The 21825-nt window shown below is 47.8% G+C and carries 13 protein-coding genes; 11 read left to right on the top strand and 2 right to left on the bottom strand.

What is annotated here, in order from left to right:
• Nucleotide 1: 1 nt before the first annotated feature.
• The 7 genes from FXO21_RS24310 to FXO21_RS24340 are packed head-to-tail and all read left to right on the top strand — an operon-like array spanning nucleotide 2 to nucleotide 15041.
• Nucleotides 2-3169 (top strand): WD40 repeat domain-containing protein, encoded by a 3168-nt coding sequence (locus FXO21_RS24310; protein ID WP_149642515.1) that lies wholly within the window; start codon nucleotides 2-4, stop codon nucleotides 3167-3169.
• A gap of 6 nt (nucleotides 3170-3175) precedes the next feature.
• Nucleotides 3176-5800: a TonB-dependent receptor plug domain-containing protein gene (locus FXO21_RS24315; protein ID WP_149642516.1), complete on the top strand. Its 2625-nt coding sequence runs from the start codon at nucleotides 3176-3178 to the stop codon at nucleotides 5798-5800.
• A gap of 37 nt (nucleotides 5801-5837) precedes the next feature.
• Nucleotides 5838-6395: a GNAT family N-acetyltransferase gene (locus tag FXO21_RS24320; protein WP_192579317.1), complete on the top strand. Its 558-nt coding sequence runs from the start codon at nucleotides 5838-5840 to the stop codon at nucleotides 6393-6395.
• A gap of 23 nt (nucleotides 6396-6418) precedes the next feature.
• Nucleotides 6419-9235: an MFS transporter gene (locus FXO21_RS24325; protein WP_149642518.1), complete on the top strand. Its 2817-nt coding sequence runs from the start codon at nucleotides 6419-6421 to the stop codon at nucleotides 9233-9235.
• 39 nt (nucleotides 9236-9274) lie between these two features.
• Nucleotides 9275-12973, top strand: a complete 3699-nt coding sequence (locus FXO21_RS24330; RefSeq protein WP_149642519.1) for a sensor histidine kinase — start codon at nucleotides 9275-9277, stop codon at nucleotides 12971-12973.
• A 28-nt stretch (nucleotides 12974-13001) separates the two neighbouring features.
• Nucleotides 13002-13829: a sensor histidine kinase gene (locus FXO21_RS24335; protein ID WP_149642520.1), complete on the top strand. Its 828-nt coding sequence runs from the start codon at nucleotides 13002-13004 to the stop codon at nucleotides 13827-13829.
• A 30-nt stretch (nucleotides 13830-13859) separates the two neighbouring features.
• Entirely contained in the window at nucleotides 13860-15041 is a 1182-nt protein-coding gene (locus FXO21_RS24340; protein WP_149642521.1) for a PP2C family protein-serine/threonine phosphatase, read from the top strand.
• A 116-nt stretch (nucleotides 15042-15157) separates the two neighbouring features.
• Here FXO21_RS24340 and FXO21_RS24345 read toward each other — a convergent pair whose 3' ends face one another.
• On the bottom strand, nucleotides 15158-17008 hold the full coding sequence (locus FXO21_RS24345) for a glycosyltransferase (RefSeq protein WP_149642522.1): 1851 nt from the start codon (nucleotides 17006-17008) through the stop codon (nucleotides 15158-15160).
• 184 nt (nucleotides 17009-17192) lie between these two features.
• Between FXO21_RS24345 and FXO21_RS24350 the strand changes: the two genes are divergently transcribed.
• The 4 genes from FXO21_RS24350 (at nucleotide 17193) to pgi (ending at nucleotide 21457) form a co-directional block, all read left to right on the top strand.
• Nucleotides 17193-18386: a DUF5009 domain-containing protein gene (locus tag FXO21_RS24350; protein WP_149642523.1), complete on the top strand. Its 1194-nt coding sequence runs from the start codon at nucleotides 17193-17195 to the stop codon at nucleotides 18384-18386.
• 128 nt (nucleotides 18387-18514) lie between these two features.
• Nucleotides 18515-18826, top strand: a complete 312-nt coding sequence (locus tag FXO21_RS24355; RefSeq protein WP_149642524.1) for a hypothetical protein — start codon at nucleotides 18515-18517, stop codon at nucleotides 18824-18826.
• A 60-nt stretch (nucleotides 18827-18886) separates the two neighbouring features.
• Nucleotides 18887-19723 (top strand): sugar phosphate isomerase/epimerase family protein, encoded by an 837-nt coding sequence (locus FXO21_RS24360; RefSeq protein WP_149642525.1) that lies wholly within the window; start codon nucleotides 18887-18889, stop codon nucleotides 19721-19723.
• Between the two features lie 84 nt (nucleotides 19724-19807).
• Nucleotides 19808-21457 carry a glucose-6-phosphate isomerase gene (gene pgi / locus FXO21_RS24365; protein WP_149642526.1) on the top strand — a complete coding sequence of 550 codons (1650 nt, stop codon included), beginning with the start codon at nucleotides 19808-19810 and terminating at the stop codon, nucleotides 21455-21457.
• On the opposite strand, the gene FXO21_RS24370 is transcribed toward pgi, so the two are convergent.
• On the bottom strand, nucleotides 21436-21804 hold the full coding sequence (locus FXO21_RS24370; protein WP_149642527.1) for a VanZ family protein: 369 nt from the start codon (nucleotides 21802-21804) through the stop codon (nucleotides 21436-21438). The two genes, pgi and FXO21_RS24370, sit on opposite strands and share 22 nt — an antisense overlap.
• Between the last annotated feature and the right edge of the window lie 21 nt (nucleotides 21805-21825).

Raw genomic sequence — 21825 nt, forward strand, 5'->3', positions numbered from 1 at the left:
TATGGTTGAAAAATCTACGCTATCCAATCCTTTTCCCGGTCTCCGCAGCTATGAGCATGAAGACCATGCCCTGTTCTTCGGAAGGGATTCGCATATCCGCGAGCTGAAAAGCAAATTATTGGACGGTCGTTTTTTGGCATTGATTGGTTCTTCTGGGAGTGGTAAGTCATCCCTGATCAAAGCAGGACTTATTCCGTCTCTTGAAAAAAGCGACGACAGGAAAGTATGGAAAGTGATCATATTCCGGCCGGGAGGAAATCCGGTCCGGAATTTCGCTGTTGCGCTGAAAACAGCCTTCCGTGCCAACGATCCGCTCTGGGAAAACCGGGACCCTGCGGCGCTTGAAAAGGAAATTTCGGAAAATCCCCAAAAGGCTCTCGACTTGCTTTCCGCGGTCCATGACCGGAATATCCTGCTCGTGATCGACCAGTTTGAGGAATTGTTCCGCTATGAGCTGGCCGATGATTTCTCGGGAAGAAATAATACGCTGGCATTTGTACAGTTGCTGCTGGCGTTGATCAACCAGCGGCAATTTCCTGTTCATGCCGTGATCACCATGCGCTCGGATTACCTCGATCACTGCACCGAATTCAATGGGCTGACAGAGGTAATCAACAAGGGCTACTATCTTTTGCCCAAAATGAATACGGCAGAAGTGCGGCAGGTGATCGAAGGCCCGGTAGCGGCTTCCGGGGTGTCTATCGAGCCGGAGCTGGTGGACGGACTATTGAAAGAGCTCTCTGAAAATCCCGACTACCTCCCGATCCTGCAACACGCGCTCATGCGAACCTGGGACCGCTGGAAAGCCACTAAAACCCTTGCAGTACCTATCGCCCGCACAGATTATGAGGCGATCGGAACCATGCAGCAGTCGATCACGCAGCACGCTGAGGAGATTTACACCCAGCAGCTGGACGAGAAAAGAAGGAATGCGGCGGCTAAACTTTTCAAAGCATTGATTGTGCTGGGGCCGAGTGATACCTCTTCTTTACACCCGACGGTCTTACGCGAAATCATTCAGATTACCGGTATTCCCGATTATTTACTGATTGATGTAGTGATGGTATTTCGTGAAAACGGAGTATCATTTCTGACCCCGAAACCAGGCGTGAAGATCGACCACGACTCTATCATCGATGTTTCCGTTGAGAAAATCCTGACTTTCTGGGACCGTTGCCGAAAGTGGATCGGGGAGGAGCTGGAATCGGCCAAATTGTATAAACAACTCAGCTATTCAGCACTTCTGTACCAGGAGGGCCGAACTGGTTTATGGGTAAATCCCGAGCTGGCGCTGGGTTTGAAATGGCTGAAAGAAAGCGAGCCGACCCTGGAATGGGCGCAGCGCTATGATCCTTTTTTCGAGCGGGCGATCAATTTTCTGGATTACAGTAAAAAGCAATTTGAACTCGAAGTAAGGCAAAAAGAAGACCGCCAGAAACGTGAGCTCCGCAAAGCAAGAGTCTTTGCTTCTGTGTTGGGTATCAGCTCATTAGTGTCGTTGCTTTTCCTGATCGTCGCATTGGTTTTAAGAACACAGGCGCAGCAGAGTGAAAAAACGGCTTTGGAAAAGGAAAGTCTGGCGTTGGAAGAAAGAAAACGCGCGGAGGACCAGACGCGGGAGGCGATCTCACAAAAGAAGATCGCTGAACAACAGGGCACGTTTGCCGAGCTGCAAAAAACATTAACCGAAGAGCAAAAGGCCATCGCAGTCCGCGAACAGGAAAAGGCGGTAAAGGAAAGCGTAGCGGCCAAGGCAGCCCGCTTAGTAGCGGAAGAGCAAAAAGTACAGGCAGATAATGCGAGAAGGGCTGCCGTACAGTCTCAAAAAGAGACAGAAGTTCAGAAAGAATATGCGGTAAGTGCGCAGAAAGAATCGGAGCGCCAGAAGATACTGGCGCAAAGTGCACAGAAAGAAGCCGAAAGTTCCAGGAACGATGCATTGAAACAGCGCTCGAAAGCCGTAGCGCGATTCATTGCGATACAATCCTTTCAAATGCCCGCCGGCGACGATCTGGCTGCTTTGCTGGCTTTGAAAGCTTACGATTTTAACGTTAAAAATGGAGGTGAAAGAGAGAATCCCGATATTTTTAATGCCTTGTCCAAAGCCGCCGGTGCCAAAGCTACATTGCTGGGACACAATGATATAGTGCGCGTTGTCGCCGAGCCGCGGGGAGGTAATGCCGTATTTGCAAGTGCGGGTGACGATGGGGTAGTGAATTTGTGGAACTACCTCGTGCCTGCAACCAGGCCCGTTGCATTCCGAAATCCGAAACAGACATTCAAAAGTATCCGCGCGCTGGCATTTACGCACGATGGGAAAACGGCGTTTACAGGTTCTTCAAATGGACAGATCGTTCGCTGGGACAACTTTGCGGCTGGCAGCACGCCTACCAGGACACTGATCGCGCACGATGGTATTATCCTGTCTATGCGTATCAGAAATGCAGACGACAAGCCGCAGCTCATCTCAGTCAGCTCGACAGGACAAGTCCGGATCTGGGATATCAGTGACAAAAAGCTGGATGTACTCAAAAACCTCAATCTCGGCGCTGAAATATCGTGCGTGGAGTTTATCCGGGGGACGCCTTACGTGCTGTTTGGTACCGGAAACGGAAAAGTGATCCGGCTGGATATAGACAAGCCCCAGGTAAAGCCGGTTGAATACAACTTCGGTAATATCAGAGGCAGGTTGATCTCCATGACCCTCTCCCCCGATCAGAAGCAGCTGTATTTCGGCACAAGTGAAGGAATGCTGTATTCCGTGCGTATGCAACGTGATGAGCCGGTACCGAATTCTTTGTCGGGCACACAGGGTACTCACACGTCCGGAATCACCAAAATCGCATTCGCGCCCGACGGAAGCCGCATTGCCACAGCCTGTTACGATTGGAAGATCAGGATATGGAGCGCGCAGGATGATTTGTCGAAACAGCAGCCGGTGGTGCTCAGTGATTTTGATTATTGGGTAATGGACATCCGGTTTTCAAATGACGGGAAAAAACTGCTTGCCACTGGCGCAGACAAAACCGTACGCGTCTGGGATATCAACTCTGCCGCTTTGTTTGCGGAAGTTTCCAAAAAAGTATCAAGGGATTTGACAGAAGAAGAATGGGACCAGTATATCGGCAAGGATATTCCTTACGAAAAGCTTTCCCGAAATATCCGATAGCGCAAGATGAGAAGATTTGTACCCCTGTTTTTCATGGCGATCCTGGCATTGGGCCAATACACCTTTGCGCAGGGTGATTGCGATGCCTCGGTAATTGTGCCGGAGGCTGACCGGAAATATCGTACAGGCAATTTTGACGAGGTTTTTCAAATATTAAACCCTTGTCTGAAAACAAAATTCTCCCCCAATGCGCAGGTTCAGGCTTACAAGATCATTGCATTGACCTACCTCGCGCTCGACTCACTTCCGCAGGCGGGGCAGGCAGTTCGTAACCTGCTTATAGCCAATCAGAACTACGAACCAGAATTTTCTTCGCTACCACAGTTCAAAGACCTGGTTGCACAGCAGAAGGACATGATGGACCGGATTATTCAGATCACTTCGGTTTCCAAAAAGGCGGAAAATCTTTTGCAGGTGCCTGCTACGGTGACCGTTTTAACGAGCAATGATATTTTGAAAAGAGGTTACAAAGACCTCACCCAAATGCTGAATGATATTCCCGGCTTCGACGTGATCCGAGGTAACGGGCCTTCTTATGTGACATTTTACCAGCGCGGGTATCGTTCAACTTCCAATGACCGGACCATTTTGCTGGTGGACGGAGTGGAAGAAAACGATCTGAATTCTGATAATATTCCTATTTCCAGGCAATATGCATTGTCTGATATCGAGCGTGTGGAAGTGATTTACGGGCCGGCTTCTACGATGTATGGGGCAAATGCATTTATGGGTGTGATCAACCTGATTACTAAAAGGCATTTGGACCGGGAAATGCCCGAGGGCAGGAAAGTGGATTTTTCGGGAAGTGGTCAGATCAGGTATGGATCAATGAATACGAAAGTCGTGGACGGTACCCTGACCGTTCGCTCGAAAGACGTGGCAGTGTCGGTTACCTCGCGCTATTTCTTTTCTAATGAGCTGGATTACAGTAAATACCGTGAATGGGACTATTCGCCGAGAACAGCTGATAATTATCCTACGCAACAAAACCTGATAGGAGCGGCGGCGTTGAAATACTACAACGACAACAAACTGTCGACACAATTTCCCGGCAGTGACCTGTACCAGATCGGGTACGATGCAGCCGGGACTGTGAATGCATTAAGCCTCACAGCCGCCGGAAAAGCCAGAGCAGCGGAGCTGGATAATCAAAATCTGTTTCAAACCAGTATCAACGGAAATCCGGTCGGCTTCAATGACGATTCACGGAATTTTTATGTTCGTGCTAAGATCGAATTCAAGGATTTCATGATTTCCCTGATGAGTTGGAAAACCAACGAAGGCGCTACGCCCTGGTATACCAACCGCTCCCGGATCGTAACGGAAGATCTTTCCAGGTGGGTAGCGAACAACAAGGCTTTCTCGCTGACTTACAACAAGTTCATTTCAGACAGAGTACAAATCCTGAACCTTACGTCCTACCGCCTGCACGAGCTCAACGGGGCGACCAATCTGCCTACTTACCGGGGCTATTTCAACGGCAGCTACGGTATCGCCGACCTTTTGAACCAAAAAAAACCAACCTACGCCACGCCTTACTGGTACCGGGTTTCGAATCAGCTGAGGAATGAATTTCGCGTGCTCTGGACACCCTTGCCTAAAATGGATATCAATAGCGGCATTGAGATCCGGAACAGTATCATTCAGGCCAATTATATCACATCGGCATTCGAAGGGGCAGACGAAACGGGCCGGCCGGATTCGACCCTCGCAGGCGGTGATAATTTCAGGGTTTTTGACATCGGGCTTTTCAGCCAGGGCACTTATAACTGGACGGATAATCTGAAAATGGTACTGGCTACCAGGCTGGATTACAATCAGATACGTTCGAAGGGCGGCTATGGTTTTGTGTTCAACCCGCGCATCAGCCTTATTTACACGAGGGGCATGTTTGTTTTTAAAGGTATTTACGCAGAGGCATTTAAAGATGCTTCCTATCTTCAAAAATACGCGACAACCCGTGAGCGGCTTCTTAACAATCCAACTTTACAGCCCGAGCGCGTGAAGAATGTGGAAGGTAGCGTATCCCTGCGTTTCAGCAAGGCGCTCTCATTGAATGTTTCCGGATATGTTGCCAATTACAGCAACGCAGTAGGCCTGGCGACGGCCACACTGCCCACCGGCGCCAGTACGAGCCAGTTTCAGGCACTGGGCAAGCAGCGGATCGTCGGCTTGCAGTCGGAGGCACGCTATGATAGGAAGAAACTGAATGTCTGGGGAAATTTCACTTATAGCAATCCCCGCGATTTAAGTAAAGTCGAAGGGCAAAAGATCCCTGTCAGTGATATCGCGCCCTGGTCGGCTAATATAGGAGCGGTGTATGAGCCTGTCAGGAATCTGAGTGTCAGCGTTACCAATAATTATATAAGTGCCAGGAAATCAGGTGTTGGCACGTCAGGCAGCAGTAATCCAATCACCCGTTTTAAACCGGTTTACCTGCTCGGCTCAGCGGTTACCTATCAAAATATCTTCCATAAAGTGAGCCTGCAGTTACAGGTTTCGAACATTTTAAACCATGCATATTTCGTCCCCGGGATCCGGGCTGCGGAAGGTGTTACTTCGGCTTCCAGGTACCCGCAGGAAAAGCGGGTGTTTTCAATCGGGTTGCTCATTGATACAAACGGAAAATAACACAGAAATGAACGCAATGCTTAACACTCCTCTATTGATGAAAACAAGTTTTGAAATCGGAAACCCGGAGTTCCTGCTGACAAAGCTGGATTATCCTGAGCGCCTCGACGAAATGGGTGCATTGCGTGTAGCAGCATGGAAAGAGGAGCAGGGGGTCAGTAAGGAGTTTTTCTCGCATAAGTTCTGGCTAGATGACGAAGACCTGCTGGCTCATCACTGGGTAATTACACACAACAAAGTGATCGTTGCTGCTGCCAGGATGAGTTTTCACAAGGAATACAGTGCGGTGCCACATGCCGATCTCTTTGACGAAGCACTGCTGGGCAGGTTTGCAGAGGGGCCTTTTGCTTCACTTAACCGCCTGGTGGTCGCACCGGAATACAGGGGAAAGGGCTTTTCGGGCATTTTGGATCACGCCCGGATCCGTTTCGCTGAAACGCAGGGCGCCAGGTCGATCATCGCCCAGCCGATCGCGTCTCGGATCAAGCCGCTGGAAGATCTGGGGTTTGAGTATCTGGGCAAAATTCGCCCGCTCTACCAGATGCCGGAGCGCCAGATTTATTTTATGATCAAGGAATTAAACCCGAGGAATTGAAAATACCAGGTAACATATCGCGGATGCTGAACATCAGAAAGGGAGAGGAAAAGCTCGTCTCCCTGCTGATGGCCTACTCGTTTTTCATGGGAGGGGCGACCGCTTTATTTTACACCGTGGTCGCTTCTTCGTTCCTGGTGAGCTTCGACCGCCTGATCCTGCCGCAGGTTTACATTGTAGGCGGTGTATTCATTTACCTGGTTGGATTGGGAGTGACGCGCCTTCAAAAAAGAATGCCATTCGATAAGCTGGCTGAAAGGATGCTGCTGTTTCTGATCGTTTCTATTGCGGTTTTTCTCGGGATTTACCATGCCACCGGAAACAAATGGATCTTCTTCGTGCTATTTATCTGGAACAGGGTTTTCGTTTTGGTAAATGGCGTCACGTTTTGGGCGATAGTCGCAAAGCTGTTCAATTTTCAGCAATCGAAAAGGCTTTCATCCCTGATCAATACCGGCGACGTTCTTTCATCGGTGATCATGTACCTTGCTGTGCCAGCTCTGGTGAAACTAGTACCTACGGACGCTCTGCTGATCGTTGCGGTGGTTTTTCTGGTTATTTGCGGTGTTTTCCTGAGGAATATCCATCACAACTTCGTCACGCCCGAGGTTTTGAAAGCGGAGGTCAAAACTGAACCGGCGGAAAAACAGGCGGAAACGAATGTAGATGCGACCTATTACCGCAACATTTTTCTGCTCGCGCTGCTGCCGGTGTTCGCATTGTTTTATGTGGAATATATCTTCTTTACCGAATCACGCATTATTTTTCCGAACAAAGAATCGCTGGCCAGCTTTCTGGGATTGTTTTTTGGTATTTCCGCTATTCTGGAATTTTTCATCAAAACATTCCTTTATAACAGACTGATCGCAAAATTCGGCGTTCGGCTGGGCATATTGATCCTTCCGCTGAGCGTGGTTTTCAGCTTCACGGTTTCGGTGGTTTATGGCCTTGGCTATGATACAGCCGCGATTTTCTTTGCTTGCGTGGCCTTGTCCCGCTTTTTTATGAGCGCGATCAGAAAAGCGATCAGCGAGCCGGCTTACCAGACATTATATCAACCCATCCCGGCCAAATTCAGGCTCAATATCCAGGGACGGATCGAGGGCAGGGCAAAGGCGATGGGCGGGCTGATCGCAGGTGCTTTGCTGTTTGTGCTGGTGAACCTGTTAAATCTTAATGCATTACAGCTTTCGGCTTTTTTCCTGGCAATTGCATTGTTTTGGGCCGTGGTCTCGGTTTTGGGTCAGAAATCGTATAAAAAAATGGTGCGCGATAAGGAATTTCAATTTCCGCAACGTAAAAAGCGGGCAGGTGAAATTCCGGAACGTGCCGCGATCGACAAGCCTTTCGATATGCTGGTGCGACAGGTGTTTTCAGATCAGGAATCTGACAGGGTAGAGGCGGCTTTTGGGCTGGGCAAGTGTCACCGGTTTTTATCTTACAAATACCTGATCCCTTTATTACAGGATAAAAGTCCGATTGTCCGCAAAGCGGCTATTTACACAGCAGGTGAGCTGAAAAGGCCGGAACTATGGCCTTACCTGATGGAGCAAATGGAAATCGACAGGTTTTACACGGCGTCGTTCAATGCACTTGTAAAGTCGGGAGGGCCTTTGCTTAAACATATCGAGAAGTCATTTCTCAGCAGCAATGATAACCGTGACCGACAACTGCATATACTCAAAATCGTAGAGGAAATAGGGAATGCCGATGCGATCCGGTTTTTGCGGCGTAACCTGGAAAATCCGAACCGTTTTGTAAAAGATAAAGTGTTCGACGCGTTGCGCAACCTGCAATATAACTGCAACAGCACCGAGCGGAGCTATTTGCTGAGCGAACTGGACGAGCATTTAAAAATTTTTGCATGGCTCCTGGCGGCACAATCCGATTTGCAAGAGCACTATGCGCCGGAAGCCCAGCTGATGCAAAATCTGGAACGGGAAAAGCAGCGCATTATTCTTAAAGCATTTACGGTACTCGAAATCATATTTGGCAACCGCTTTCACGCGATTACCTTGCTGAAAGGGGAGCAGGCGACCGATGCGCGCGACTATCTCACCGAGATCACAGACCTCCTTTTACCCGAAAATGTTAAAAACAAGCTGTTGCCTTACCTGGACAGCGATTCGACGACCGAAATGTATCGGCGTTACAACGAAATTTTCCCTCAGGTAACATTGTCCCCGGAAGAGCGGCTGAAAGATATCGTTAACAAAGATTACACAAGGATTTCCAGGTGGACGAAAGCAGTTGCCGTGAAGGAACTGAAACATTTCTCTGCCGAGAGCGTAACGCCGATACTGGTGGCAAATGGAGTATCGCACTCAAAAGTAATATCCGAGACTGCTTTTTATGTATTAAGGATTGTCAATCCGGCGCGGTTCAGGTCGGTTTTGAATGTGGTTTCGCGGAACAATGACCGGTTTCATTTGCAGATCATGCAGCCGCTCGAATGGCTGGCGGAAGAGGACCTGTTAATCTGCAAGCTTAGAAGATTACGGGAAACGCCCGGTTTGGGCAGGCTTTTGAATGGTGAGCTGCAAAAGGTGTTGCTCAATTCCGAATATTTTAAAGAGCAGGAAGGCCAGATGATCGACCTGCAAAAGGCGGCCGGCAGAGCCGATATTTCAATTCTCGTCACTTACGGGAAGCTGCTATTTCCAAAAGCAGGCATCGTAGGAGCAGGGGAGATCAGGAGTATCAGTGATCTGAAGCAAATGGATGTAGCGATGACCGCGAAAGTGCTCGAAAGTACTGAATTCTATATGGTAGAGGATTATTTGTTGAATGAACTAAAAGTAACAGGGCATACGACTCAGGAAGCCATACTCACGAGCTGACCGTGTTAAGTACGGGATTTTACCGAAAAGGATGAATATATGAATTTGAAACGGCTTGTACTCTTACTTTTTTGCATTGGCTTTGCCCCGGCAATAGCTCAAAAGGACAATGCTGCCCAGCGCGAGAACGGCAAGCCGATGTCCGGCTACTACCAGTCTTCGGAATACCACGCACACGATCAGAATTTTGCCATCACTCAGGACACTTCGGGCATTATGTACTTCGGCAATTTTGCAGGGGTGCTCGAATTCGACGGCGCGACCTGGAATACAATTCAAACTGAAAATGTAACGCGCGTCTCAGCCCTGGCTACTGACAGGAAAGGGCGGGTGCTGGTCGGTGCGAACGGGGAATTCGGCTACCTGTCTTACGATTCACTGGGAGTGCATCGTTTTGTGTGCCTGTCTGCCCAGCTCAGGGAAAAGCCGTCGCAGATTTTACAGATCGTACCCGCCAGCAACGGGTCCTGGTTTATCGGTGACCGGCTGAATTTTTTCTGGAATGGTAAATCCGTTAGCACTTACAAGCATAATCTTTCCATTCAATCGGCATTTCCTTTTAATGAAAACACCCTGGTCTATGCGAGAGAAAAAGGTATTTCGGTTATGCAAAACGGGAAGGTATCACCGGTTTTGCGCGGCGAAAATGTACCGGTATTGCTGGATCTGGTAGCAGTTGTGCCGTTTTCAGATCAATCTGCCATGCTGGTGACCAGCGGGCAGGGTATTTACATGCTGAAAAATAACCGGATCGAAAATGCCCCGGGGAATGCCAATGCAGTTTTAACCGGAAATAAAGCTACCGCTGCAGTGCGCCTCCGTGACGGGAAGATCGCGATCAGCACTGGTACACAAGGTATGCTGGTTCTCACCGCAGACGGAGATGTGGCCTATCCAATTTTTAACGAGGAAAGTATCCGCGAGCGTCAGGTAACTGCGATGTTCAGTGATCGCGATGATAATGTCTGGCTTGCATTGAACGATGGGCTGGCAAGGTTGGACCTGCCCTCGGCGATCTCGGTTTTTGACGAAAATTCGGGATTAAAAGGCGCTGTGACTTCTGTTACCCGCTTGTCAGGCAGGCTTTTTATCGGGACACTGTCCGGCCTCTATTATCTGGAAAGCAATAGGATCGTCCGGGTAAACGCATTTCAAGGAAGCTGTCTTGGCTTTGATGTGGCGGGAGGAAATCTGTATGTGGCGTCGAACAAGGGTTTGTTTCAATTAGCTGAAAATCTTGCTTTAAACTCAATAGGAAATGAATTTTCGCTATGCATAACTGCGTCGCAATCGGGAAAGGAGCTTTTCGCAGGGTTGCAGGATGGCCTGGCTATTTATACAAAAAACAATGGTGGCTGGGAAAGGGAACGCGTAAAAGGCGTTACTGAGCAGATTACCGGCGTTACTGAGTTTCCGGCGGGTACCTTTTGGCTGGAAACTTTGTCGAATGGAATCATAAAGCTCGATCCGGCTATCGGTTCCATCAAGAGGTTTTCAGCGCCACAAGGCATTACCAGCCCGCTTTACAATAAGCTCGCGGTTTTTGGAAACAGATTGGTTGTGTCCAATAAAGACGGGCTTTTTGAATACCACGCAAATGGTGACCGGTTTACACCAGCAACCTGGTTGACCAGCCGGAGAGCATGGTTTGACCGTGTTGAGGGAGACGATCAGGGCAATATATGGACGACACGCGGCGATAAAAAGTCGGTCACCTATTTCAGGAAAATCAAATCGGGCGTAGGATTTGAGCAGCTTGAAACTCCATTCGCGCCGATTTCAAATGTTCCTTTCCAGATCGTTTTTCCGGACCGGGCTGGTGTTGCGTGGCTCGGCGGGGACCAGGGGCTTTTCCGGCTCGACATGAATGCCGGCGGGCACTATGGGCAAAGTTATCCGGTATTGCTAAGGCGGGTTGCAACGCAGGACGGCGTGCTGCCGATACCTGACGAAAAGGGCTCGGAGGTTACGTTGGGGCACCGGCAGAATAACCTGACGATCGAATACGCCTTGCCCAGCTTTCACAGTAATCAGGAAGTCGAATACCAGTATATTCTTGAAAATTATGACAAAGGCTGGTCGGAGTGGAATCCGCTGACCCGGAAGGAATACAATGGTCTGCCATCGGGAAGTTATGTATTCAAGGTGAGGGCGCGGGATATTTATGGGAATATTTCAAAGGAGGCGACATTTCCGGTTACCATACTCACGCCCTGGTTCAGGCAGTGGTATATGATTGCGCTCTACATCATCGCATTTGCTGTGCTGATCTATTATGTAGTTCGCTGGCGGATCCGCAGGATTGTCAGAGAAAAACAAGAGCTTGAAAACCTGATCCGCGAGCGGACGGAGGAAGTGGTAAATCAAAAGGAAGAACTTGAACATCAGTCGGATGAATTGTCTGCTACGAATGACCAGCTCGAACGGATTGACGAATTTGTGAAATCCATCAACGGGGAGGTCAATACCAAAAAGTTATTTCAGCTTGTTCTGGACCGTTTGTGCGGGTTTCAGAATGTGGACGGCGCCTCGGCGCTGGTATTTAACAAAGCAGCTGACAACTACCAGTTTATCGCGTTGGCAGGCTCGGTGGAAAACGCGGATGTGGAGGATGTAAGAATGAGCGCCCGTGAAGCGGAGGAGCGCTATGTCGAGCATGGAGAGGAGGTTTTTGAAGATATTTTTCTAAAAAGCAACTTCCGCAACCAGAACAGCAACAGATCCATCGGAGACAATTTTTCTCCCAAGTCTCTGATCAGCATCCTGATCCGGGTGGAAGGCGAGGTTAAAAGCTACATTACCCTTGAAAATATGGAGCGGGAGCATGCATTTCAGGAGCGCGATTTTAATATGGTCAAAAACCTGAAAGAGCATTTGATCGGTGCTTATATTAAAACCAATATCCTTGAAAACCTTGAAAACACGCTTTCTAATCTTAAATCGACGCAGGAAGAACTGATCCGCCAGGAGCGGCTGGCGTCGGTAGGAAGTTTGACAAAAGGTATCGTCGACCGCATTCTGAATCCACTTAACTACATTAACAATTTCTCACAATCATCGGGGAAGCTGCTGAAAGAGATCACCGAAGTTACCGATAAGCATCAGGAAGGGCTGTCGGAGGATGAGAAGGACGATCTGGAAAGCGGTTTCGATATGCTCCAGAAAAATCTGGAAAAGATATATGAGCACGGCAACAGCACCACGCGCATTGTCAAGGATATGCAAAAGCTGCTGAAAGGGAAATCGACGGAATTCTTCGTGACTGAGCTCAATCCCTTCCTCGAATCAAAGGCTAGATCGGCTGTTCAGGAGGTTTTGAATGAATATAAGGATGCCCAGGTAAAGCTGTCTTTTGCTCTCGATACAGAGCCGGTACGGGTTAGCTTGCTGCCTTACGAGTTTGCGCAAGTGCTTCATAATCTGATCAGCAATGCGTGTTACGCAGTGGCCGAGAAGGCGAAGCTGGCTAAGCACCTTGAACCCGAGATCAAAATTACAACACGTGCAGCCGGCGACGGTGTTTCGATTTTCCTGCGGGATAATGGAAAAGGAATCCCTCAAAAAGAGACCGAGCAACTTTTCAATCCATTTTTTACAACCAAACCAACTTCGAAAGGCACGGGTCTGGGACTCTATATGAGCAAAGATATAATTGAATACCACAAGGGCAGCATGTCGGTGATTTCGAGGGAGGGCGAATTTACTGAAGTTGAAATCTTCCTTCCGATTGTCAAATAGGTTAGAGTCACTATACTACGAAATAACTATGGAGCCCGCTACTACCGATAAGGAAATTGAAATTTATCAGCAAAAAATCATTGAACTGAACCGGCTGGCTGAATTAGGCCAGCTCAGCGCTGGCATTTTGCATGAGATCAAAAACCCTGTGAGTTTTGTAAATAATTTCTCAAGATTGTCAAACGGACTGGTCGAAGAGATCCGTGCGATTCTGGGAAAGCCGCTGGCGGAGTTGAGTTCAGACGATATTGAAGAAGAAAAAGACATTTTGAACACGCTGTCGCAAAACCTTCTCAAAATCAACGAAAACGGCAAACGGATCGAGCGGATCATCCAGGGAATGCTCGCGCAGGCGCGTTCTGACGGTGCGGTTTTCGAACCGACGGACCTCAATCAGCTGCTGGAAGAATATAGCAAGCTGGCTTACCAGAGTGTCAGGGCAGATGACAGGGAATTTAATGTGACGTTGAAATATGAGCTTGACCCGCAGGTCGGACTGGTCAGTTTATCGAGGGGCGAATTCGGCAGGGTGATTGTTAACCTCGTCAATAACGGCTGCTATGCGATCAATGAAAAGCGGAAAGCCGGGGCGGATTTCGACCCGGTGATAGAGATCGTGACAAAAAAGCTGGATGCAGGTATTGAAATCAGGATCTGCGACAACGGAATCGGAATAGCGGATGATATCGTCTCAAAACTGTTCCAGCCATTTTTTACTACCAAACCACTGGGAAAAGGTACCGGGCTGGGACTGTCGCTCACATATTCCAGTATTGTAGATACGCATAAAGGGACGATAGGTGTGACTTCGGTGCAAGGCGAAAAAACAGAATTCAAAATACTCATTCCTGCCTAATCAGGATTTTAACAAAAAACCAAACTAGAAATGGCCATCAGGATATTAAGCGTAGATGACGAGCAGGACATGGAAATGCTCATCCTTCAATTGTTCCGCAAGCAGATCAGGGATAAAAAGTATGAGTTTGTGTTCGCGAATAATGGGGTGGAGGCTTTGCAGAAACTCGAAGAAACGGAGGATATTACCCTTATCCTTTCCGATATCAATATGCCTGGAATGGACGGACTGACCTTTCTTTCCAAAATCAATGAAAAACAAAATCCTTTGCTGAAAGCGATCATGGTGTCGGCTTACGGGGATATGGACAACATTCGCACGGCGATGAACCGCGGGGCTTTTGACTTCGTGACGAAGCCCGTCAATTTTGAGGACCTGGAAATTACAATCTCAAAAACCGTCGAACACATTGAAATGCTGGCAAACCTGGAAAGGGGAAGGGAGCAGCTGATCGCAATTCAGAATGATTTGAGCGTGGCGCGGGAAATCCAGTTATCAATGCTGCCCAAAACGGTGCCGGCCAATATCGGTAAGGCGGGGGTTGACCTGCATGCATTCATTCACCCTGCCAAAGCAGTAGGAGGGGATTTATATGATTATTTCATGATGGATTCGGAGCATTTGTTTTTCATGATCGGCGACGTGTCGGACAAAGGCGTTCCGGCTGCGCTGTTTATGGCAATTTGTAAAGCGATATTTAAAAGTCAGTTTTCAAACCGGAATGACGATAATATTTGTGAAAAGGTAAAAATCGTCAATCAGTTTTTAAGCGAGGATAATTCCACTTACATGTTTGTGACAGCATTTGTTTGCATTATGAATGTCAAAACCGGAGTGGTTGAGTATGTAGATGCGGGGCACGAGCCACCTATTGTGATACGAGCCGACGGAAGTACGGAGCTGATCCCAAAGCAGGGAGGTATGGCGCTGTGTTTCGACCCCTCTTTCGAATTTGAATCGCGTTCCTTCCAACTTAACAAGGGGGATAAATTTGTACTTTATACCGATGGGGTTACCGACGCCAATAACCTGGCAGGCTCGCGTTACGGGCTGCACTTTTTACAGGATTTCTTCACTACGGGAGAAGGGGCCGCCAAAGAGACTGCGCGGGAAATGAACGAATCGACGCTCGACAGTCTGATCGAATTTATCGGCGCCGCGAATCAGTTTGACGATATCACGATGCTTTCATTGCGGTATTTGGGAAATTAAAGGAAAAAAACAAAAGAGCTTAACAGATTAACTGCTAAGCTCTTTTGCCGACCGGGTTACTCCCAATCCAGGAGCAAAAGTAAAGAAAGCGAGCGTATTCGCAAACAAAATCATACTTAATACAAATTAGCAACCGGCTGATGACGTATGAGCGCGAGTCGATATACGTCACGGTAGTAACGCATTAACTCGGTCCAGCAGAGTGTGTCCGAAATGTGTTTTGGCAAGTTGACCCGCGGGATGTACTGATCCTGTTCGAAATTTTCGACAAAACTTGAAAGCAGACCGGTCAGCGTGCTTACTGACTCTTCATCCGAATGGTAACGCCGGTGAAGCATCTGAATACCCTCCTCGTTTTCAGGCGGTATTACAGATTGAATATACCGCCCAAATCCAGACAAGTCACTCGTAATCACCGGCGTTCCGTGCATTGCTGCCTCCATGGGCGCATATCCCCAGGGTTCATACAGCGATGGAAAAACACCCAGGTGGCAACCTCTGACAAATTCGAGATAATCCATTGAGAGCAGAGAGGTCGTCTGGTCAATAAAATCCGGGTGGTAAATGACTTTCACTTTGTCGGTTTCACTATTAGTCAGCTTTGACCGGTGCAAATAATCGACGATTTGGTCCGGTTCTTCGAGCAGATGAGTTACGGCAGGCGGCGGGCCTTCCCTGCGAAACTGCGCTTTTGCCTGTCGCCAGGTCACATGCAGCTCGTCGTCGACGAGCTCATTGAGGTTTGGAAGCGCGGCACTTTTGACTCCCGTCACACTTGAATACAATTGAGGCCCCAGCTTTTTACTGATCTCCCGGCAAATCTTCTGCAAATCCTGAAACCGCTTTTTCGATTCCAGAATATCGGGTTTGATATGAATAAATGGCCGTTTTGTGATAATAAAAAAGACCACTGAAACCTCAGACCCCGATGCGATCAGCTGCTCGTTCAGCCGCTCAACGGCCTTCATGGTAATATCGAAACCTTTGTTATAGTACTCAAACCTTCCGGAAGTGAAGAAATACAGCGTTTTTTCCGTCTTGTACGGATAACTTGGATTAATGAGCGATTTGACGAAAGCGTCAATTTTCTGACGGTGAAGGAGGTGTTTTTCAAAAACCTCATGACCCGCACCAGGCTTTTTATGAACACCGTTCCGTATAATGTAGTCCGGTAGTCTCCCGAAGAAAAACTCACATTCTCTGGAAGTGATCTCGCTATTGGTTACCAGTACGTTAGCTTCCCTTGCTATTGTTCGTTCAATGCCAACACGGCCTTCTATTCCATATTCGAAAGACTTATTCTCCCAGTCGTAATCCGGAATCTGCTGAAAATAATTTCTTTCGTTTGCAGCCAGGTACCTTCCCAGTAAAGTGGCGTGTGCATTGAAAATCGTAGCGATCCTGACTTTTTCGAAATGCAGATCGGGTAGTCCGCTGGCGGATACCCATTCGTGGAAGTGCGCGATCACATCCTGTTCCATGCTCAGCAAGCTGACCATTTTTGTCAAAATCATTCTGGTGATCTCGCCAAAAGCAAGCACTTCGTCCCGGAAACCGTCCGTGCGGATGGAAGAGATACCGTATCGCTGCCAAAAGCGGGATTTGACTTCATCGGCATAATCCGTATCCAGGACCGGTTTGATGAGCAAGACCTTCGGCCGGGCGTCTTCCAGCATCCAGTATCCGTAATGGACTTCAAATCCCAGATTCCGTACATACCTAACTGCCTCGGACAGCTGCGTATTGTCGATCTCGCTAACGGGCCTGAAATGTGTTTTTGCTTTGTCGGCGAAATATGGTCCTATTAACAGATATCTGTCGCCATATGTATCCAGCATCGTCGGAATTTTTGACCTGATGTAGGTAAAAAGTCCGCCGATCTGATTACAAACTTCCCACGAAATTTCAAACAGAAGCGTTTCCGGTCTCAAAGTTGTGAAGGGGTTGTTGAGTAATGTCGCCTGCATGGAGCAGGATAATTCAAATAAAAATAGGCACTTGGCAAAGTCAACGCCCGGGATACTTTTTTAAGCAGAAAAAACGGGGACTGAAACTGACAAATCCACTATTGAGCTGATAATTGTGTTTTTGGTGCAACGTTTTGTTGAAATACATATATATTCGGAACCATAACCCTTTTTTATTAAATAGATGAGCAAAAGCCATGCTTCATTCCGCGTAGAGTCCATCGACGTTTTCCGGGCTCTGACCATGTTTCTGATGATTTTTGTAAATGATTTCTGGACCCTGGAGGGAGTGCCGCAATGGATGCAGCACAGCAAAGGAAGTGATGATGCAATGGGACTTTCCGATGTAGTGTTTCCCTGTTTCCTGTTTATCGTCGGGCTGTCGATCCCATATGCGATTTCGAACAGGCGGAGAAAAGGCGACGGTGATGGTATCATCCTCTTCCACATTCTGGAACGCACATTCGCGTTGCTTTTAATGGGTATTTATATTGTGAACCTGGAAAATGCGGTGAGCAGTGGAATGTCTGTCAGTAAGTATGTCTGGCAGATCGGAATGGTTGTCGCTTTTTTCCTGATATGGAATGTCTACAAAGGAAATGATGTCCGCTTCACGAGCATGAAAATCCTGGGTTTTATAATTCTTGCAGCGCTGGCTGTATTGTACAAGGGTGGCGATCCTGCAAACCCTTCTTCGATGGGAACGCATTGGTACGGTATCCTGGGGTTGATTGGCTGGTCCTACCTGATCTGTGCGGTAGCATATTTTTTTATGGGTGACCATATCGCGCTGGTGGTTTCCGGCTGGATTTTCCTGGTTTTGTTCAACCTGGCTGAGTTTGCAGGCATGCTGGGATTTCTTGACCACATTCGGGGAAATATCTGGATTGTGGGAAGCGGTTCGATGCCTGCCTTTACCATGGCCGGCGTAACTGCTTCGGTTATCTACCGGGATTTAGCCGGAAAATCAGGTGGAAGCCAGAAGTACATTCTGATTTTATTGGTACTCGGGACTCTCGCAGTCGTTTATGGTTTTGGCACGCGGCCGTTTTGGGGTATTTCAAAAATTCGTGCAACTCCCGCCTGGGTCGGTATTTGCAGCGGAATCAGTTTTTTTGCGTTTGCATTTATGTACTGGCTCGTGGATTTGAAAAAAAGCAAGCATTGGGCAAGCATATTGAAACCGGCGGGAACCGCTACATTAACCTGTTATCTGGTTCCCTATCTCTGGTATGCGATCCTGGCGCTACTCACTTTCAGCCTGCCGCTTTACTTACGCACCGGATTGATCGGATTGATCAAATCACTTTGCTTCTCTTTGCTCGTTATTATTGTCACCGGTTTGCTTACCCGAATAGGTATCCGGCTGAAAATCTAGCCAGGTCAACTGCTCATTGAGATTCATGAAGTCGATTTTCCAATATGATAATGCGAATAGGAAGGTTAGCGCTGTTAGTGGTGCTGTTAGTTGTTATTTCTTGCAAAAATAAAACCGATCCGCAACCGGTGATTGAGGCGCATATTGTGAAGCTGGGCGGAATTTTGGGGCAACAGGTTTATCCTCCCCAAAATAATCCGGTATTCTCAGTCGCAGAAAGTGCTTCCATGGCACTGATCACGCCTCAGGAAGTTGATAGTATCGAAACTTATTTTATCAATTCATCAATGGGGGCGTGGCTCTTCATATTGGGCGACCAGGATTCGGGCACCTATACAATTTACTCGTGGGGTTTTGATAACGGCAAGATCAAGTTTGATATACAGAATTACACTCCGGAGGGTCATACTAGAAGATCATATGTCTGGATCTGCGAGTAAATGGTAAAACGGCCGGGTTTTGTCTTTACTATATAGCTCAATTATTAAACAGGAATATCAATGAATTCGAGAAGATCTTTTGTCAGGAAAGGGTTTGCAGGAATGCTGGCGGGCACTGTGTTGTCTTTGCAGGAAAGCAATGCCAGTTCGGTTTTTGAAAAGAAGCAGGATACGTTCAAGCTGGGAGTCGCCGGGTTTAGCTTTGTCAATTTCAAGCTCGACGAGGCGCTTGCGATGATGAAGCGGACCGATGTACATTATTTGTGCATTAAGGATTTTCATTTGCCATACAATAGTACCGCAGAACAGATCATGGCTTTTCATGAAAAACTGAAAGAGTCGGGCGTGACCGGGTATGCAGTCGGGCCTATCTATACCAAAACACACAAGGATATTGATAATGCATTCGATTATGCAAAGCGGGTTGGCGTGAAGCTGATTGTCGGTATCCCAAATCACGAAGATCTGGCCTATGTGGATCAGAAGGTGAAGGAATACGATATTCGTTATGCAATCCATAACCATGGGCCGGAAGATAAGTTGTACCCCAACGCAGCTTCTATTTATGAGCGCGTAAAAAATTTAGACCCGCGGGTTGGAATTTGTTTTGATATGGGGCACAACAGGAGAGACAATCAGGATTCGGTAGCAGACCTGGGCAAATACTCAAAAAGGATCTTCGATCTTCACCTCAAAAATGTCACGGCAGCTTCAAAAGACGGCAAAGCCTGTGAACTGGGAAGAGGTGTCATCAACATTCCTGCATTCGTCAAAATGCTTAGAAAAAGTAAGTATGATGGGGTATGCAGCCTTGAATATGAGAAAGATATGAAAGATCCGCTGGCTGGTATTGCAGAGTCGGTTGGGTATTTCAAGGGGGTGTGCGATGCAGGTTAAGCATTGAAAAATCGCTTAAAGTGCGGCAAAACCCTATTTTTGCAGATCAAGGTGATCATTTTCATACTATAACAATAACTACTGATGCTTCCAAACGTGCCCTTTGATAAACTTCCTGCGTATAAAAAACTGAAAACGCACCATAAGTCAATATCTCAAAAACACCTGAAGTCGCTCTTCGAAGAAGATGCCGAGCGCGGTAAAAAATTTACGATCCGGCTCGGAGATATACTTGTCGACTATTCGAAAAACCGCATTTCGACCCGTACGAGATCTTACCTGATCCAGCTGGCGGAAGAGGCAGGGCTGGCAGGAGCGATTGAGCAAATGTTTACCGGCGAAAAGATCAATGCCACAGAAGACAGGGCTGTCCTGCACACCGCGTTGAGAAACCGTTCGAACGAAACCGTTCTGGTTCACGGCAAGGATGTAATGCCTGATGTGAATGAGGTGTTGGAAAAAATGAAGGAGTTTTCGGGCAAAGTACGCTCCGGCTCATGGAAAGGGTATTCGGGAAAAGAGATTACCGACGTTGTGAATATCGGGATCGGCGGAAGCGATCTGGGCCCGGTAATGGTGACCGAAGCGCTCAAAGCGTATAGCAAGCCTGGCCTCGAAGTGCATTTTGTGTCAAATGTGGATGGGACGCATATCGCGGAGACGGTTAAAAAGCTGAATCCGGAAACGACCCTCTTTATGATTGCTTCCAAAACATTCACCACGCAGGAAACAATGGCCAATGCCCACAGTGCGCGGACCTGGTTTTTGGATAAAGCAAAAGATGAGAAATTTGTAAAGAAGCATTTTGTCGCGATCTCGACTAACCGCAGCGAGGTAGAGAAGTTCGGGATCGATCCTGAGAATATGTTTGGTTTCTGGGATTGGGTAGGGGGCAGGTATTCCCTATGGTCTGCGATCGGGCTTTCCATTGCCGTTTACATTGGTTTTCAAAATTTTGAGCAGCTGCTTGCGGGCGCCCACGAAATGGACAAGCATTTCCGGACCGCTAAATTCGAGCGGAATATTCCTGTGATTCTTGGTTTGCTGGGTATTTGGTACAATGACTTCTTCGACGCGCAAACCCAGGCCATTTTGCCTTACGATCAGTATCTGCACCGTTTTGCGGCTTATTTTCAGCAGGGGGATATGGAAAGTAATGGTAAAAGCACGGGTCGGGACGGACAGCCTGTCGGTTACCAGACGGGACCAGTAATCTGGGGTGAGCCAGGAACGAACGGGCAGCATGCATTTTACCAATTGATCCACCAGGGTACTAAGCTGATTCCCTGCGACTTTATTGCTCCGGCCATCAGCCACAATCCGTTGGGCGATCATCACAAAATGCTGTTATCCAATTTCTTCGCGCAGACAGAAGCGTTAATGAATGGAAAAACGGATGAAGAAGTACGGGCTGAGCTGAGTGGTACGGGTAAATCGAAAGAAGAAATAGACGCGATTGCGCCTTTTAAGATATTCTCCGGGAATCGTCCTACCAATTCAATTCTGGTCAAGAAAATCACTCCGAAAGTCCTGGGAAGCCTGATCGCGATGTATGAGCACAAAATCTTCGTGCAGGGAATTATCTGGAATATTTACAGTTTCGACCAGTGGGGCGTAGAGTTGGGTAAACAGCTTGCTAACAAAATTTACCCCGAACTGCAAAACGACTGGCCGGTAAGTAATCACGACAGCTCTACGAACGGCTTGATCAATCAATATAAACGTTGGAGGTAACGGTTCAGGATTAAAGTCGTGAACAAATAGCCTATTAATACACCAGCAGCATCTGCCACCGCGTCCCACCAGTCAAACGTGCGGTCGAATGGCAGAAGCTGCTGGTAAAATTCAAGCCCCAATCCGTAAGCCATTCCGAGAAAGATCAATAGTCTTCCATTCTTTGGGAACGCCAGAAGCCACAGAAAAATCCATACTATAAACAGCCCCGCGTGTACGACTTTGTCAAATCCCACGACTGGCGCGGAAGGAATATCCTTACCCGGCCAGGTGCAGGCGGCGAGAATCAGTATGGTCCAAAACCAGGCAATCCAGGGGCGTTTGAAAAGGGCAATAAAAAGCTTCATATTTGCGAAATGTCGTTTAGA

Origin of the sequence: Dyadobacter sp. UC 10, assembly GCF_008369915.1 — a bacterium.
Classification (GTDB): Bacteria; Bacteroidota; Bacteroidia; order Cytophagales; family Spirosomataceae; genus Dyadobacter.

Coding starts and splice junctions, on each gene's coding strand:
- FXO21_RS24310 (WP_149642515.1), top strand. CDS start 2: ATGGTTGAAAAATCTACGCTATCCAATCCTTTTCCCGGTCTCCGCAGC.
- FXO21_RS24315 (WP_149642516.1), top strand. CDS start 3,176: ATGAGAAGATTTGTACCCCTGTTTTTCATGGCGATCCTGGCATTGGGC.
- FXO21_RS24320 (WP_192579317.1), top strand. CDS start 5,838: ATGAAAACAAGTTTTGAAATCGGAAACCCGGAGTTCCTGCTGACAAAG.
- FXO21_RS24325 (WP_149642518.1), top strand. CDS start 6,419: ATGCTGAACATCAGAAAGGGAGAGGAAAAGCTCGTCTCCCTGCTGATG.
- FXO21_RS24330 (WP_149642519.1), top strand. CDS start 9,275: ATGAATTTGAAACGGCTTGTACTCTTACTTTTTTGCATTGGCTTTGCC.
- FXO21_RS24335 (WP_149642520.1), top strand. CDS start 13,002: ATGGAGCCCGCTACTACCGATAAGGAAATTGAAATTTATCAGCAAAAA.
- FXO21_RS24340 (WP_149642521.1), top strand. CDS start 13,860: ATGGCCATCAGGATATTAAGCGTAGATGACGAGCAGGACATGGAAATG.
- FXO21_RS24345 (WP_149642522.1), bottom strand. CDS start 17,008: ATGCAGGCGACATTACTCAACAACCCCTTCACAACTTTGAGACCGGAA.
- FXO21_RS24350 (WP_149642523.1), top strand. CDS start 17,193: ATGAGCAAAAGCCATGCTTCATTCCGCGTAGAGTCCATCGACGTTTTC.
- FXO21_RS24360 (WP_149642525.1), top strand. CDS start 18,887: ATGAATTCGAGAAGATCTTTTGTCAGGAAAGGGTTTGCAGGAATGCTG.
- pgi (WP_149642526.1), top strand. CDS start 19,808: ATGCTTCCAAACGTGCCCTTTGATAAACTTCCTGCGTATAAAAAACTG.
- FXO21_RS24370 (WP_149642527.1), bottom strand. CDS start 21,804: ATGAAGCTTTTTATTGCCCTTTTCAAACGCCCCTGGATTGCCTGGTTT.